Genomic DNA, 14,363 nt, shown 5'->3' on the forward strand with positions numbered 1-14,363 from the left:
AGTGTTACATGATCTTAGCGACGCAAATGGCGTAAAGCTGAGCAACATTGCGGGTTAAAAGAGTGAGCAAGCCGCGGCATCAACGCGGCCACCATCTTCTCGTTAAGAGGGCAGAAAAATGAGTGACGCTATCCGGGTAGGATTAATCGGTTACGGCTATGCGAGCAAAACCTTTCATGCGCCGCTCATCAGCGGTACGCCGGGGATGACGCTGGCGGCGGTGTCGAGCAGCGATGAAAAGAAAGTGCTGGCCGACTGGCCTGCGGTGCAGGTGGTGGCCGCGCCGCAAGCGCTCTTTAGCGATCCCAATATCGACCTGGTGGCGATCCCCACCCCAAACGACACCCATTTTCCGCTGGCCAAAGCCGCGCTGGAAGCGGGCAAGCATGTGGTGGTGGATAAACCTTTTACCGTGACGCTAGCGCAGGCGCGCGAGCTTGAAGCGATTGCCAAAAGCGAGGGGCGCTTGCTTTCGGTGTTTCACAACCGCCGCTGGGACAGCGATTTTCTGACGGTGAAATCGTTGATTAATGAAGGGCTGCTGGGAGAAGTGGTCTATTTTGAGTCACATTTCGACCGCTATCGACCGCAGGTGCGGCAACGCTGGCGCGAGCAGGGCGGGCCGGGCAGCGGCATCTGGTACGATCTTGCCCCGCATCTGCTGGACCAGGTGGTAAATCTCTTCGGACTTCCGGTTAGCATGCAGGTCGATCTGGCGCAATTACGTCCGGGCTCGCAGTCCACTGACTATTTTCACGCGGTATTAACCTGGCCGCAGCGCCGGGTGGTATTACACGGAACCCTGGTGGCCGCCGCGGAAACGGCGCGCTTTATCATCCACGGCTCGCGCGGAAGCTACGTGAAATACGGCCTTGATCCGCAGGAAGAACGGCTGAAAAGCGGCGAGCGCCTGCCGCAGGAGGACTGGGGATACGATATGCGCGACGGGCTGCTGACGCGGGCCGAAGGCGAGGAAATAACCGAAGCGTCGTGGCTGACGCTACCGGGCAACTATCCGGCCTATTATGCCGCCATTCGCGATGCGCTTAACGGGGTCGGCGTTAATCCGGTCCCGGCAAGCCAGGCGATTCAGATAATGGAACTGATTGAGCTGGGGCTGGAGTCGGCCAGGCATCGGGCGACGCTGTCTCTGAATTAGATCGCCCTGACGAAACGAGGCGGTAGCAGAACCCCGCGTTGCCGCGGGGGTAAACATCAAGCCTGCTGTACGCGCTGAATCAGCGCCGCTTTCTCCTGGGCGCTTAAAAAGGCGAGCTCCAGACCATTTTTCTGCGCCTGGCGAATTTGCTCCCGGCTTAAGCCGGCAGCCGGGGCGGCGAAGGTGTATTCGTGGATAATATCGACGCCCTGAACGGCGGGGTCGTCGGTGTTGATACAGGCCAGCACGCCGTGTTCGAGGAACGTTTTCAACGGATGCTCGGCCAGGGATGGCACGGTACTGGTCTGAATATTGGATGTCAGACAGGACTCAATACCGATTCGCTGCGCGGCGAGATAATCCATCAGCGCCGGATCCTGCACCGCCTTCACGCCGTGGCCGATACGCTCGGCACCCAGTTCGCGAATCGCCTGCCAGATGCTTTCCGGGCCAGCGGCTTCGCCCGCATGAACGGTGATGCGCCAGCCGGCATCGCGCGCGCGGCGGAAGTGATCCATAAACAGGTTTCCCGGGAAGCCCAGCTCATCCCCGGCGAGGTCGAGGGCGGTGATGCCGTCGCGGTGGGCGAGCAGAGCCTCAAGCTCTTCCTCACAGGCCGCCTCGCCGAAGGTGCGGCTCAGGATGCCGATCAGGCGGGCTTCGACGTTAAAGTCGCGGCTGCCTTCTTTCACTCCGGCGATCACCGCCTCGACAACGCCGGCAACGGGCAACTGGTGAGTCATCGCCATATAGCGTGGAGAGAAACGCAGTTCGACGTAGTGCAGGCCGTTGCGCGCGGCATCTTCGAGGTTTTCATAGGCGACGCGGCGGCAGGCCTCCAGCGAGGCCAGCACTTTTACCCCCCAGTCGAGCTTAGCGAGGAAGCTGACCAGGTTGGGCTCATTGCTGGTGACCTGCACATGAGGACGTAAAGTATCGAGGGTGTCTGCCGGGAGTGCGAGATTAAACTGACGGCCAAGATCGAGAATAGTTTGGGCCCGGATATTGCCATCGAGGTGGCGATGGATGTCGGTTAATGGCAAAGTTAAATCAATCATGGTCGCACTCTTTTTTTAGTTAAAGTGCGCGTCATTGTACATCAGAACGATAAATGGTTTAAAGGGGAGAAAAATACCGAACAATCCAGGGGAAAACGTTGAGAGGAGGGAGGATTACCCTGTCAAATAGAGGAATGACCAAATCGCTCATAGCAAAACGCTATTAATCATAGTCAATCAGTATTTAATTTCGCCCGTGAGATTTTCTATAGTCTCTGGCGCTGATTTTCCTGCAATGAATGGCAGGCAATTTTTAAAAGGACCCTGGGAATATGGTTTTCACGTTAAAAAAAATCGCGGTACCGCTGATTGTCGCAAGTTCACTGCTGCTGGCCGCCTGCAAACCTGGCGAGGACCCCAACCACATCAAGGTGGGCATTAGCGCGGGCGTCGATCAGGAAGTGTGGGCGGTGGCGCAAAAAGTGGCGAAAGAGAAATACAACCTCGACGTTGAGGTGGTGACGTTTAATGATTTCGTTCTGCCTAACGAGGCGCTGAATAACGGCGATCTGGATGCCAATGCTTTCCAGCACAGGCCCTATCTGGACAAACAGATTCAGGAGCGCGGCTATAAGCTGGTTCAGGTTGGCACCACTTTCGTTTATCCGATAGCGGCCTATTCAAAGAAAATCACATCGGTCGCTCAGCTGCCCGATGGCGCGCAGGTGGCGGTCCCCAACGATCCAACTAACCTCGGTCGTTCTCTGCTGTTGTTACAAAAACAGGGGCTGATTACGCTGAAGGACGGCGTGGGTCTGCTGCCCACTTCGCTGGATATTATCAACAATCCGAAAAAGCTAAAAATCGTCGAAATTGAAGCGCCGCAGCTGACCCGCGCGCTGGACGACCAGCAGATAACCATGGCGATCATCAATACCACTTTCTCCAGCCAGGTTGGGCTGTCGCCGTCGCGCAACGGCCTGTTTGTGGAAAGCAAAGATTCGCCTTACGTTAATATCTTTGCCAGCCGTATCGAAAACAAAGACAGCGAGAAGGTGAAAAACCTGGTGAAGGCCTACCAGAGCGATGAGGTCGCCGCGGCGGCTGAACGGCTATACAAAGGCGATGCGGTGAAGGGCTGGTAGAGACGCTCGGCCAACTCTGATCGCGTGCAGTCACGATCATTGCAGCCGGTAGCGACCCACTACCGGCTTTTTTCTGGCTACTTTTGAATCAAATAGCGGATGGTTGGCCCATCCTGCTGAATGTCGAGCACGGTGTAGCCGTGGTTTTTGGCATCCAGCGGGATATTGTTAATCGACTGCGGACAGTCGCTGACCACTTCAAGTATCTCGCCTTTCTTCAGCGAAGGCATGGCTTCCAGCGTGGCGATGGCCGGATAGGGGCAGGGTTCGCCAACCATATCGAGGCGATAATCGGGAACGAAAGTTTTCATGCGCTTTCCTTAACGGTCGAGGCGGCGAGAGATTGACGGCGGAAGAAACGTTTTTCCCAGCCGATCACCAGAACCAGCGCGAGCAGCAGCAGGAGATAGGTCGCCAGCAGGCCGCCGAATGGCCCGAAGGTCGCCAGCAGGTTGATTTTATCCCAGCTTGTGGCCAGCGCCGGGGAGAGCCCGTCCCAGTAGTATGCGAGGATCGTTGAACCGATCACGTTGCCCAGCCCGACCCACCAGTAGTGCACCTGACCCTCCACCGCGCGGTACATCCAGCCGGTTTCGCAGCCGCCCGCCAGGACGATGCCAAAGCCAAACAGCAGGCCGCCGATAACCGCGTTAGGGCCCGCCCACATGATTTTCGGCTCCATACCCAGCTGCACGTAGCTGAAGATGCCAATGGCGCTGGCGGCCATACCGAAGATAATCGCCTTCGCCATATTGGTGCGTCCGGTTATCCACATATCGCGAAAGGCGGAGGTAAAGCAGATCTGCGCCCGTTCGATAAGCAGGCCAAACCCCACGCCAAACAGCAGCGCCAGGCCGAGCTTCGGCTGGTTCGCCGCGGTGAGCAGGCCCCAGGCGATCATGGCGAAAAAGACCACCATCCCGAGACGGAACCGGCGCCGCGCCTGGTCAGGTTTTTGCGTCAGCGGCGACGCCTGCGACACTTTCTGCATTTTTACCGGAATACGAAAGATGGGCAGTAAGGTAAAGCGCGCGCCGAACCAGGTGCCGATAGCAGTAGCGATGGCGAAGAACCAGGCGTGCAGAGAAAACTGCGGGATACCGGTAAAGAACGCGGCCAGATTGCAGCCCATCGCCAGGCGCGCACCGAAACCAGCAATAATTCCCCCGGCGACGGCCTGCAGAATGCGGATCCGGCTGCGAGGGAAGCGCAGCTTCACGTTATTCGCCCACAGCGCGGCGGCGAAACAGCCGCCGAACATGCCGATGATCATCATGCCGTCGATACGGGTGAGCGGGGTGCCCTCGAGATGAATGAGTTTATAGTAGCCCCACTCTTCGCTGTGCACGCCGACGAGCTGCAGTAATTGCCCGCCCCAGCGGGTGAATTCGCCGGTGACGGCCCAGAAAGTGCCGGTAATACCGAAGTAGTAGGTTGAGAGAATACCCGCGGCGATAACGGCGGGTACCGGCGACCAGAATTTAATCAGCCACGCCTGTTTGAACTGTTGCCATGTCATGAAGATGCCTCTGAACTCAGAAGGTATATTACCCGTAGCGGGTTAAAGAGCAGCGATAATACGCGGCTTATTCGCTGAAAACGCTCGATGGGATCAAATTGACCGATAAAGAGAATACAAAAGGCCACACCAGAGTGGCCTTTCACGCCCGCCGATCCGCGGTCAGTTCCCGGTGACGGTTTGGCGATTAGTTAAAGCCCAGGCGAATAAGATTCAACGGGCAATATAATCCCTGATGGCCGTCTATTTCCACGCAATCGGCGCGACGGATCTGCTCCGCCGTTTTACCCTCGGCGTGGATGGCTTTGATGACGCCCGTCGCGCCGCTGTCGGCCACCATAACCATGCTGCCGGTAGAGATAGCGTTACGGTTACGATCGTAGGTGTTCATTTTTTTTCCTCCTGATGAATGCTTTGACGGGAATTAAAAACGGCATTTAAATACACCTTTGTGAAACGGTTTTTTTTGAGTCTCGTCAAAATATCGGCTAATTATGCCCGGAGGACGGATGAGCGAGCGGGGAGTCGGCAATTAAGCGAAGGCAGCGGCGGTAAATAATCCCGCGATGCCGCGCCGCCGTGTGCTAAATAGATCGTGTACTCCGGCGGCGCGGAAAAATAGCGCGGGATGATGATATTTCCGGCTTAATTTTTTAGCCGCGAAAAACCGGCGGCGATATTGACCTCTGAGCTAGCGGACAGGCCGCTAGCGCGTTGGCGATCGGCGCAACGCGGCGATTAACCCCTGTACGCCTTTTTCCAGCTTCTCGCGCGGACAGCCGGCGTTCAGGCGGACAAAGCCTTTACCCGCTTCGCCGTAGGTATCGCCGGGCATAATGGCGATCTTTTGCTCCTCGATGAGCGCTTTTTGCAGGGCGCGATCGTCAATCGCCAGCGGCCGCAGATCAATCCACGCCAGGTAAGTCGCCTGCGGCGGCTGCCAGTTAAGCTCGGGAAACGCCTGGTTCAGCTCATCGGCGATGTAGCGCATATTCTCCTGCAGATAGCCGCGCAGGGCATCCAGCCAGGCCGCCCCCTCGCGATAGGCGGCGATATGCGCCACCAGCGCCGGCACGGAAGGGGAAGAGAGGCCATCGCGGCTCTTCAGAGCGTGCAGATAGCTTTCGCGTGCGGCGGCGTCGTCAATCAGCCCGTATGCGCCGGTAAACGCCGGAATGTTGAAGCTTTTCGAACCGGAGGTAAAGAGCGCCCAGGGGCTGCGCGCCACCTCGCACCACGGGATGTGCTGATGCCCATCCCACGCCATATCCATATGGATCTCGTCGCTGATCGCCTTCACGCCGTGTTTTTCGCACAGCCGCGCCATGGTTTCCAGCTCTTCACGGGTCCAGACCTTGCCGGTGGGGTTATGCGGACTGCATAGCAGCAAAACGGTATTGCGCGGCTCGGCCAGCGCCTGCTCCAGCTGCGCCATATCGCAGCGCCACTGGCCGCTGTCGAGGGTGAGCGGGACGGGGGCGACGCGCCGCTGATTGCCTTCGATAGTTTTATAAAAGGCGTCATAGGCCGGAGCGTGGACCACAATGCCGTCTCCCACTGCCGACCACTGGCGAATCATCTCCGCGACCATATAGATAACCGACGGGCCGTACACCAGCGCTTCGCGATCGATTGAGCTATGAAAACGGCTGGCGAACCAGTGGCTCACCGCGCCGAGGAACTCGTCGTTTTTCCAACGGCTATAGCCAAAAACGCCGTGTGCCAGGCGTTTGCTGACGGCATCAAGAATGCAGGGGGCGGTGGCGAAATCCATATCGGAGATAGTAAATGGCAGCAGGTCGGCTGCGCCAAAGCGGTCGGCGACGTAATCCCACTGGGTACACCAGGTGCCATGACGGTCGACCGGCGTTGAAAAATCAAACATCTGCACTTCCTTCATTATGAACCCCCTCCCGTAGGGAGGGGGCGGAGCTTATGCCTCGACGGTATTCATCAGGACAGCCATTTCATCTTTTACCGACTGCACCTGCGGGCCAATCACCACCTGCAGGTTGTGCTGGTTGAGCTGCACCACGCCGATGGCGCGATTCGCTTTCAGCGCGGCGCTGTCGACTTTGCTCATGTCGTTAACCGACAGACGCAGGCGGGTGATGCAGTTATCGAGCGAAACGATATTTTCGGCGCCGCCGAGCGCGGCCAGAATCGCCGGAACGTTATAGCCTGATTTTCCGGTCACGCCGGTGACGGCCTTTTCGAAAGCGCTATTAGTTTCAATATCGCGTCCCGGGGTTTTCAGGTTAAAACGGGTGATAGCGAAACGGAAGATGCCGTAGTAAACCGCGAACCAGATAGCCGCGACCACCGGCACCAGATACCACTTGGTGGACAGACCGTGCAGAATGCCGAACACCACAAAGTCGATAACGTTGCCGTCGGTGTTGCCGATAGTCACGCCGAGGATAGCCATCATGGTGAAGCCCAGCCCGGTCAGCAGCGCGTGGATAACGTACAGCACCGGTGCGACGAACAGGAACAAGAACTCCAGCGGTTCCGTGGTACCGCCCACCACGCAGGCGATAACGCCGGAAATCAGCAGTCCCTTAATTTTATGCCGGTTTTCCGGACGCGCGCAGTGGTACATCGCCAGCGCCGCGCCCGGCAGGCCGCCGAGAAATGCCGGCATTTTCCCCTGCGAAAGGAAACGGGTCGCGCTTTCGGAGAAGCCGTGGGTGGTCGGACAGCTGAGCTGGGCCTGGAAAATCGTCAGCGCGCCGCTAACGCTATGGCCGCAAACGTCCATGGTGCCGCCCGCCTCGGTAAAGCGGATCAGCGCCACCAAAATATGGTGCAGGCCGAACGGCAGCAGCAGGCGTTCTCCGGTGCCGAAGATCATCGGTCCGAAATCCCCGGCGCTATTGATGACCTGGCCGAGGGCATTAATTCCCATGGCGAAAACAGGCCAGATCAACGGGATCACCAGACCGACCAGGCCGAGAACCACGGTAGTAATAATTGGAACAAAGCGGGTGCCGCCAAAAAAGGCCAGCGCGTCGGGCAGGCGGATATTGTGAAAACGCTCATGCAGCATCCAGACGATGATCCCGGCGATCACCGCGCCAAGGATCCCGGTATCGATAGACTGAATACCGATAATATTCTGAATGTTATTCGCTTTGAGGACGGCGGCATCGGTGGTCGGCAGAATGCCTTTGGCCGTCAGCCAGAAGTTAACCGCCAGATTCATCACGGCGTAGCCGACAAAACCGGCAAACGCGGCGACGCCCTTGTTTTCCCGGGCCAGGCCCAGCGGAATGGCGATACAAAACATCACCGGCAGAAAGCTGAAGGCAAAAGAGCCGACTTTGCCCATCCAGATGAAAACGGCCTGCAGCAGCGGCACGTCCAGCCACGGCAGGAGCGTCAGGACATCATGGCTGCTCAGAGAGCTGCCGATCCCCAGCATGATCCCGCAAAAGGAGAGCAACGCCACGGGTAACATGAAGGTTTTCCCTAACTGCTGGAAAAACTCCCATAAGGTAATTTTGCTTGCTGTTTTCGCCGTCATAACATGAATCCTGGTTCTTAAAGTTAGCGGTAGGATGAAGCGCAACGGAAAGATAAAACGTTTTACCTAATTTTAGTGCGATAAAAATCACATATTCCGGCGATAATAACGTTTATAAAGAGAGTATCTTGATAAAACGTTTTATCGACAGCCAAAGGGAGCCAGCCTGCAGTTATGGCTATCGCGAAAAAAATCACCATTAATGATGTCGCCCAGGCGGCGGGGGTATCGGTCAGTACGGTATCGCTGGTACTGAGCGGCAAGGGGCGTATTTCCTCGGCCACCGGCGAGCGCGTCAATCATGCTATTGAGCAACTGGGCTTCGTGCGTAACCGTCAGGCGGCGTCTCTGCGCGGCGGGCAGAGCGGGGTGATCGGTCTGATCGTCAGCGACCTATCGAAGCCTTTCTACGCCGAGATGACCGCCGGATTGACCGACGCGCTTGAGTCGCAGGGGCGAATGGTGTTCCTCACTCAGGGGGGACACAGCGGTGAAAAAATGCTTCAGCGTTTTGATACCCTGGTGGCGCAAGGGGTCGACGGCGTAGTGATTGCCGGAGCGATCGACCAGGGAGCGGAGCTGCGCGATCGCGCGGCGCAGGCCGGGATGCCGCTGGTGTTTGCTTCCCGCGCCAGCTATCTCGACGATGTTGACCTGATCCGCCCGGATAATATGCAGGCGGCGCAGATTGTCACCGAACACCTGATCCGCCGCGGCCATCAGCGCATTGCCTGGCTGGGAGGGCAGAGCTCGTCCCTGACGCGCGCCGAACGGGTGGGCGGCTACTGCGCCACCTTACTGAAGTATGGCCTGCCGTTTCATAGCGAGTGGGTGCTCGAATGCGAGTCGAGCCAGAAGCAGGCGGCGGAGGCGATGGCGGCGCTGCTGCGGCAAAACCCGACGATTAGCGCCGTGCTGTGCTACAACAGCGTGATCGCCACCGGGGCGTGGTTTGGGCTGATGCGCGCCGGGCGGCAGAGCGGCGAAGCTGGCGTCGAAAGCTATTTTGAACAGCGGATAGCGCTGGCGGCATTTGCGGAACTGCCCGAGGATGCGCTGGACGACCTGCCGCTGACCTGGGTGACGACACCCGCCCGGGAGCTGGGGCAAAGCCTGGCGGAGTGCATTTTACGCCGAATGGAAGAGGGCCAGGGCGCGGCGAGAAACCAGATCATTTCTCCGCGACTGATTACCCGAAAATAGCCCCTGGTAAGGGGCTATTTGTCGTTTACTGCTGCGGCGCTGCGGGTGGAACTACGTCTTGCGGCGCGTCATCTTGCGGCTGAGTTTCTTGCGGCGCTGCGGGTTCAGCGACGGCGGGAAGCGCTAAACCGAACATTCCGGCAAACTCATCCAGCGGCATTTTCTGCCCGTTCAGCATGACCTGGCCGTCAGCGTACTGCAGGCTTGAGGTGATCGCGTTATCTTCCATGGTCGTGATGCGGAACATCTGGCCCATCGCCGCCAGGCCTTTCACCTGCTGATCCGCAAGCTTAGCGGCGTCGGCGGGCTGATAACCTTCCAGCCCGGCAATCTGGGTCATAAACGCCGTCGCCATATCGACCGGGATCACCAGCTTGCCGTCGAGAGATTTAACGCTACGATCCACTTCATCCGCCAGCGTCTGCGGCGGGGTAGTGGTCAGCGACGGGTCTTTCAGCAGAATCGACAGGTTAAGGGTGGTTTCGCCTTTCGCATTGCGCCAGCTCAGCGGCGAAATGGTCAGGGACGGGCTGCCTTTCAGCATCATCGGCAGCGCGCTAAAGAAGGTCTGCGTCAGCGCCTGCTGATAGAGCTCAGGATTCTGCGCCAGCTGCGGATCCGCCATCAGCGCCTGCGCTTCGGCGTTGTATTTTTGACTGAACTGATGGAAGGCTGCGCCGTCAATGTTATCCAGTTTCAGGGTCAGCCGGCCGCTACCGATATCCTGATTTTGCAGCTTCAGGCTGTTGACGGTGTAGTCCAGCTGGCTGTTAATGCCTTTACCGTCGGCAGTCAGCGAGGAGTTACCGTCAATTTTCATCCCTTCGAATAGCGCCAGCTCTTTGCCTTCCACGCCAATCGCCAGTTTGTCCAGCGAGATAGCCTGTTTACCGATACGTTCGTTGAAGCTGGCCATTTCGGTGGAGCCATCGGTTTTCAGATTATTAAAGGTGAGCTGAACTTTCTGGTTGTACTCGTTGACGGCGTTAATCTGCCCGCTACCGGCTTCGCCGCTCAGGCTGAGGGTTTTCCCCTCGCGGTCGGCATTCAGCTGGAACTGCCCGCCGCTAAACGTCACTTTCTCATCGCCTTTCGCGTAATCAAGCGGGTTGAGCACGATAGCGGATTGGTTGTCGCCGCTATAAGCGATACGGGTATCAATGGTGAACGGCGTTTCGCCTTTAGCGATGTCGAACAACGCCTTGCTGGCGTCGTTATTGGTCAGCGTGGTTTTGACGGACGCCATCGCCGGAGCGAGGTTAAAGGATTTCAGCGAAGCCAGCGGGAAAGGACCGTGATCGACGACTTCATCAAACACCAGCGATTGCCCGGCGGCGAGCCAGCGGGGCTCTTTGCCGGCAATGGGCTTCAGCACCAGCTGTAAATGGCTGCTGAACAGACCGCGCTGGTAGTTCTGATACGTCAGCTCTACGCCAGCCTGCGGCGCGCTGCTTTGCAGCTGCGCATTAGCCTGCTGCACCATATCGGCAATGCGGCTTTCCAGCTGCTTCCCCGTATACCACGCGCCGCCAGACCAGACGACGCCCAGCGCGATGATAACTCCTGCTGCGACCAGCGATTTTTTCATAGCATTTGTCCATAAATGAAACCAGGCGGATCGGGCCGCCTGGTTGTGTTGTCATGATGGGTGAAAGTCTAGCAACTGTGGCTAAAAAGTTCAGTAACTTACTGGAGCTTATTAAACACGCGCGCCACGCGGCCATAGCCGCTGACCTGCACCGGTGATTCATTACAGCCGATAAACGCGGATTCACCCGGCTTCAGCGTCACGCGCTGTTCGCCTTTGGCAATCGTCGCCTCGCCCTCGACGCAGAACAGGATCGCCGCGCTATCCTGGGCGATGGTTGACGCCTGCGCCGACAGGTCGTGCAGAGAGAAGGCAAAATCATCAACCGGGATCGGGAAGTCCAGCTCCGCGCCGCGGCTGACCGGCTGGGTCAGCAGCTCGCCAGCGGGTTTGGGCGTAAATTTGACGTTCGCCACCAGTTCCGGAATATCGATGTACTTCGGCGTCAGACCCGCGCGGAGCACGTTGTCCGAGTTGGCCATCACCTCCAGCGCCACGCCCTGCAGGTAGGCGTGCGGCGTTTCCGCAAACAGGAACATCGCCTCGCCGGGATTCAGTTTGACCACGTTGAGCAGCAGCGGAGAGAAGAGTCCGCTATCGTCCGGGTAGAACTCGGCGATCAGGCGGATAGTCTGCCAGGGCTCACCCTGCTCGCTGTCCAGCGCCGCCTGCAGCACGCGCAGGGCGTGCGCTTTTTCTTCGCCCTTCATATTCAGCAGGCTGGCAAACAGCTGGCTCAGATGCTCGCCGTTCGGCTGCGCAAGGAACTGGGCAATCGCCGGATGGGCATCGGCGACCGGCTGCAGCAGATTGACGATATCGGAAAACTCACGGAAGGCGTTCATGGCGAGGAACGGCGTTAAGGCGAAAACCAGCTCAGGCTTGTGGTTCGGATCTTTATAGTTACGTTCGGCGGCATCAAGCGGGATCCCGGCGGCGTTCTCTTTGGCAAAACCGATTTCCGAGGCCTGCTTGTTCGGGTGCACCTGGATAGAGAGCGGCTGCGCGGCGCACAGGACTTTGAACAGGAACGGCAGTTCGCCGAAACGCCCGGCGACTTTCTCGCCAAGCAGGGTCGCTTTATCGCTGTCGATCGCGTCGCGCAGAGAACGCGGAGTTCCGCTATTGTCCAGAATCTGCGAGCTGCTCTTCGGATGCGCGCCCATCCACAGCTCCGCCATCGGCAGGTTGTTCGGATTAGCAATCCCATAAAGTTCGGTTAAGGCGGTATGGCTTCCCCAGGCGTAGTTTTGCACTGAGTTAATGAGCTTTTGCATTCTCAATCCCTGTTTCCACTTAATAGTCATGGCACTATTAAACCAGCAATCGACCGATAAGCAACCGGCGCGAAGAAAAAGTCGTCCTTGTCTCAGTTTTTGTTAAAAAATTGTGTAAAATCGATCGACTCGCTTTTCCACGGGCAAATGGAGTGTCTGCCTGAAATATAATCAGCTAAGCAGTAAGTGAGAGCACAATGTCGAATAAACCGTTTGTATATCAGGATCCTTTTCCACTGAAAAAGGACGATACCGAGTATTACCTCCTCAGCAGTGATTACGTCTCCGTCGCCGAATTCGCCGGCCAGGAAGTGCTGAAAGTTGAACCTCAGGCGCTAACTTTACTGGCACAACACGCTTTCCACGACGCCTCCTTTATGCTTCGCCCGGCGCATCAGCAGCAGGTCGCCGATATTCTCAACGACCCGGAAGCCAGCGAAAACGATAAGTACGTGGCGCTACAGTTCCTGCGTAACTCGGATATTGCCGCTAAAGGCGTGCTGCCGACCTGCCAGGATACCGGCACGGCGATTATTACCGGCAAGAAAGGCCAGCGCGTGTGGACCGGCGGCGGCGATGAAGCCGCGCTGGCGCAGGGCGTTTATAACACCTATATCCAGGATAACCTGCGCTATTCGCAGAATGCGCCGCTGGATATGTATAAAGAGGTCAACACCGGCACTAACCTGCCTGCGCAAATCGACCTCTACGCTACCGACGGCGAGGAGTACAAATTCCTCTGCATCGCCAAGGGCGGCGGCTCGGCGAATAAAACCTATCTGTACCAGGAAACCAAAGCATTAATTACGCCGGCGAAGCTGAAAAACTACCTCGTCGAGAAGATGCGCACCCTGGGAACCACCGCCTGCCCGCCGTACCATATCGCGTTCGTCATTGGCGGCACTTCGGCGGAGTCCACCCTGAAAACCGTTAAGCTGGCCTCAACCAAGTATTACGACGGCCTGCCGACCGAAGGCAACGAGCACGGCCAGGCCTTTCGCGATATTCAGCTGGAGCAGGAACTGCTGGTGGAGGCGCAAAACCTCGGTCTTGGGGCGCAGTTCGGCGGCAAATACTTCGCCCACGATATCCGCGTTATCCGCCTGCCGCGCCACGGCGCGTCGTGCCCGGTGGGCATGGGCGTCTCCTGCTCGGCGGATCGTAATATCAAAGCCAAAATCAACCGCGAAGGGATCTGGCTGGAGAAACTGGAGAGCAACCCGGGCAAGTATATTCCCGAACATCTGCGTCAGGCCGGTGAGGGCGAGGCGGTCAAGGTCAACCTCAACCAGCCGATGAGCGATATTCTGGCGCTGCTGTCGCAGTACCCGGTGTCAACGCGTCTATCGCTGAGCGGTACGATTATCGTGGCCCGCGATATTGCTCACGCGAAGCTGAAAGAGCTTATCGATAGCGGTGAAGAACTGCCGCAGTACGTCAAAGATCACCCGATCTACTACGCGGGTCCGGCGAAAACGCCTGACGGTTACGCTTCCGGCTCTCTTGGTCCCACCACCGCTGGCCGTATGGACTCCTACGTCGATTTACTGCAATCCCACGGCGCAAGCATGGTGATGCTGGCCAAAGGCAACCGCAGCCAGCAGGTCACCGACGCCTGCCATAAGCACGGCGGTTTCTACCTCGGCAGCATCGGCGGTCCGGCGGCGGTACTGGCGCAGCAGAGTATCCGTAGCCTGGAGTGCGTGGCGTATCCGGAGCTGGGGATGGAAGCTATCTGGAAAATCGAAGTGGAAGACTTCCCGGCGTTTATCCTCGTGGATGACAAGGGCAACGATTTCTTCCAGCAAATCCAAAGCTCGCAGTGCGCCCGCTGCGTGAAATAATCTCAGCCGCCCTTCGGGGCGGTTTTTTTATGCCGCTTAGCGGCACGAACGACTAAAACAACATATAAATCTGACCCATACTTTACGCTTTAAGCAGGTGAGCT

Annotated in this window: 12 protein-coding genes; 4 read left to right on the forward strand and 8 right to left on the reverse strand. The window is 57.7% G+C overall.

Annotated features, from left to right (window positions below):
• Positions 1 to 118 precede the first annotated feature (118 nt).
• Positions 119 to 1,159 (forward strand): oxidoreductase, encoded by a 1,041-nt coding sequence (locus ACE3MN_RS11715; protein ID WP_024357988.1) that lies wholly within the window; start codon positions 119 to 121, stop codon positions 1,157 to 1,159.
• A 56-nt stretch (positions 1,160 to 1,215) separates the two neighbouring features.
• Here the strand turns inward: ACE3MN_RS11715 and add are convergent, their stop codons facing one another.
• A complete protein-coding gene (gene add, locus ACE3MN_RS11720) occupies positions 1,216 to 2,217 on the reverse strand; it encodes an adenosine deaminase (RefSeq protein WP_098065824.1) in 1,002 nt (333 codons plus the stop codon).
• A gap of 272 nt (positions 2,218 to 2,489) precedes the next feature.
• On the opposite strand from add, the gene metQ reads away from it, so the two are divergent.
• Complete coding sequence (gene metQ, locus ACE3MN_RS11725) at positions 2,490 to 3,302, forward strand: methionine ABC transporter substrate-binding lipoprotein MetQ (protein WP_024357990.1); 813 nt, start codon at positions 2,490 to 2,492, stop codon at positions 3,300 to 3,302.
• Positions 3,303 to 3,379: 77 nt separating this feature from the next.
• Here the strand turns inward: metQ and yedF are convergent, their stop codons facing one another.
• The 5 genes from yedF to malX all read right to left on the reverse strand — a co-directional run bounded on the left by yedF (position 3,380) and on the right by malX (position 8,347).
• Entirely contained in the window at positions 3,380 to 3,613 is a 234-nt protein-coding gene (gene yedF / locus ACE3MN_RS11730; protein ID WP_004134369.1) for a sulfurtransferase-like selenium metabolism protein YedF, read from the reverse strand.
• The gene (yedE, locus tag ACE3MN_RS11735) at positions 3,610 to 4,821 is read right to left on the reverse strand and encodes a selenium metabolism membrane protein YedE/FdhT (RefSeq protein ID WP_004134371.1); all 1,212 of its coding nucleotides are present in this window, start codon (positions 4,819 to 4,821) and stop codon (positions 3,610 to 3,612) included. Before yedE ends, yedF begins: the two co-directional genes overlap by 4 nt.
• Positions 4,822 to 5,008: 187 nt before the next feature.
• Positions 5,009 to 5,212, reverse strand: coding sequence for a putative selenium delivery protein YdfZ (gene ydfZ, locus ACE3MN_RS11740; RefSeq protein ID WP_004134374.1), 204 nt, complete (start codon positions 5,210 to 5,212; stop codon positions 5,009 to 5,011).
• 315 nt (positions 5,213 to 5,527) lie between these two features.
• Positions 5,528 to 6,706 carry a MalY/PatB family protein gene (locus ACE3MN_RS11745; RefSeq protein ID WP_049086486.1) on the reverse strand — a complete coding sequence of 393 codons (1,179 nt, stop codon included), beginning with the start codon at positions 6,704 to 6,706 and terminating at the stop codon, positions 5,528 to 5,530.
• Positions 6,707 to 6,754: 48 nt separating this feature from the next.
• Complete coding sequence (gene malX / locus ACE3MN_RS11750; protein ID WP_004134377.1) at positions 6,755 to 8,347, reverse strand: maltose/glucose-specific PTS transporter subunit IIBC; 1,593 nt, start codon at positions 8,345 to 8,347, stop codon at positions 6,755 to 6,757.
• A 174-nt stretch (positions 8,348 to 8,521) separates the two neighbouring features.
• On the opposite strand from malX, the gene ACE3MN_RS11755 reads away from it, so the two are divergent.
• Positions 8,522 to 9,550: a Mal regulon transcriptional regulator MalI gene (locus tag ACE3MN_RS11755; RefSeq protein WP_024357992.1), complete on the forward strand. Its 1,029-nt coding sequence runs from the start codon at positions 8,522 to 8,524 to the stop codon at positions 9,548 to 9,550.
• 25 nt (positions 9,551 to 9,575) lie between these two features.
• Here the strand turns inward: ACE3MN_RS11755 and ACE3MN_RS11760 are convergent, their stop codons facing one another.
• Positions 9,576 to 11,138: a YdgA family protein gene (locus ACE3MN_RS11760; protein WP_102649690.1), complete on the reverse strand. Its 1,563-nt coding sequence runs from the start codon at positions 11,136 to 11,138 to the stop codon at positions 9,576 to 9,578.
• Between the two features lie 98 nt (positions 11,139 to 11,236).
• A complete protein-coding gene (manA, locus tag ACE3MN_RS11765; protein ID WP_102649689.1) occupies positions 11,237 to 12,415 on the reverse strand; it encodes a mannose-6-phosphate isomerase in 1,179 nt (392 codons plus the stop codon).
• 197 nt (positions 12,416 to 12,612) lie between these two features.
• On the opposite strand from manA, the gene fumA reads away from it, so the two are divergent.
• Positions 12,613 to 14,259 carry a class I fumarate hydratase FumA gene (gene fumA, locus ACE3MN_RS11770; protein WP_102649688.1) on the forward strand — a complete coding sequence of 549 codons (1,647 nt, stop codon included), beginning with the start codon at positions 12,613 to 12,615 and terminating at the stop codon, positions 14,257 to 14,259.
• Positions 14,260 to 14,363 lie beyond the last annotated feature (104 nt).

Origin of the sequence: Klebsiella grimontii (genome assembly GCF_042137965.1) — a bacterium.
Lineage (GTDB): Bacteria > Pseudomonadota > Gammaproteobacteria > Enterobacterales > Enterobacteriaceae > Klebsiella > Klebsiella grimontii.

What these genes read in the sequence shown, in the direction of transcription:
- fumA (WP_102649688.1), top strand. Translation starts at nt 12,613, where the DNA reads ATGTCGAATAAACCGTTTGTATATCAGGATCCTTTTCCACTGAAAAAG.
- yedE (WP_004134371.1), bottom strand. Translation starts at nt 4,821, where the DNA reads ATGACATGGCAACAGTTCAAACAGGCGTGGCTGATTAAATTCTGGTCG.
- ACE3MN_RS11760 (WP_102649690.1), bottom strand. Translation starts at nt 11,138, where the DNA reads ATGAAAAAATCGCTGGTCGCAGCAGGAGTTATCATCGCGCTGGGCGTC.
- ACE3MN_RS11745 (WP_049086486.1), bottom strand. Translation starts at nt 6,706, where the DNA reads ATGTTTGATTTTTCAACGCCGGTCGACCGTCATGGCACCTGGTGTACC.
- metQ (WP_024357990.1), top strand. Translation starts at nt 2,490, where the DNA reads ATGGTTTTCACGTTAAAAAAAATCGCGGTACCGCTGATTGTCGCAAGT.
- manA (WP_102649689.1), bottom strand. Translation starts at nt 12,415, where the DNA reads ATGCAAAAGCTCATTAACTCAGTGCAAAACTACGCCTGGGGAAGCCAT.
- yedF (WP_004134369.1), bottom strand. Translation starts at nt 3,613, where the DNA reads ATGAAAACTTTCGTTCCCGATTATCGCCTCGATATGGTTGGCGAACCC.
- malX (WP_004134377.1), bottom strand. Translation starts at nt 8,347, where the DNA reads ATGACGGCGAAAACAGCAAGCAAAATTACCTTATGGGAGTTTTTCCAG.
- ACE3MN_RS11755 (WP_024357992.1), top strand. Translation starts at nt 8,522, where the DNA reads ATGGCTATCGCGAAAAAAATCACCATTAATGATGTCGCCCAGGCGGCG.
- ACE3MN_RS11715 (WP_024357988.1), top strand. Translation starts at nt 119, where the DNA reads ATGAGTGACGCTATCCGGGTAGGATTAATCGGTTACGGCTATGCGAGC.
- add (WP_098065824.1), bottom strand. Translation starts at nt 2,217, where the DNA reads ATGATTGATTTAACTTTGCCATTAACCGACATCCATCGCCACCTCGAT.
- ydfZ (WP_004134374.1), bottom strand. Translation starts at nt 5,212, where the DNA reads ATGAACACCTACGATCGTAACCGTAACGCTATCTCTACCGGCAGCATG.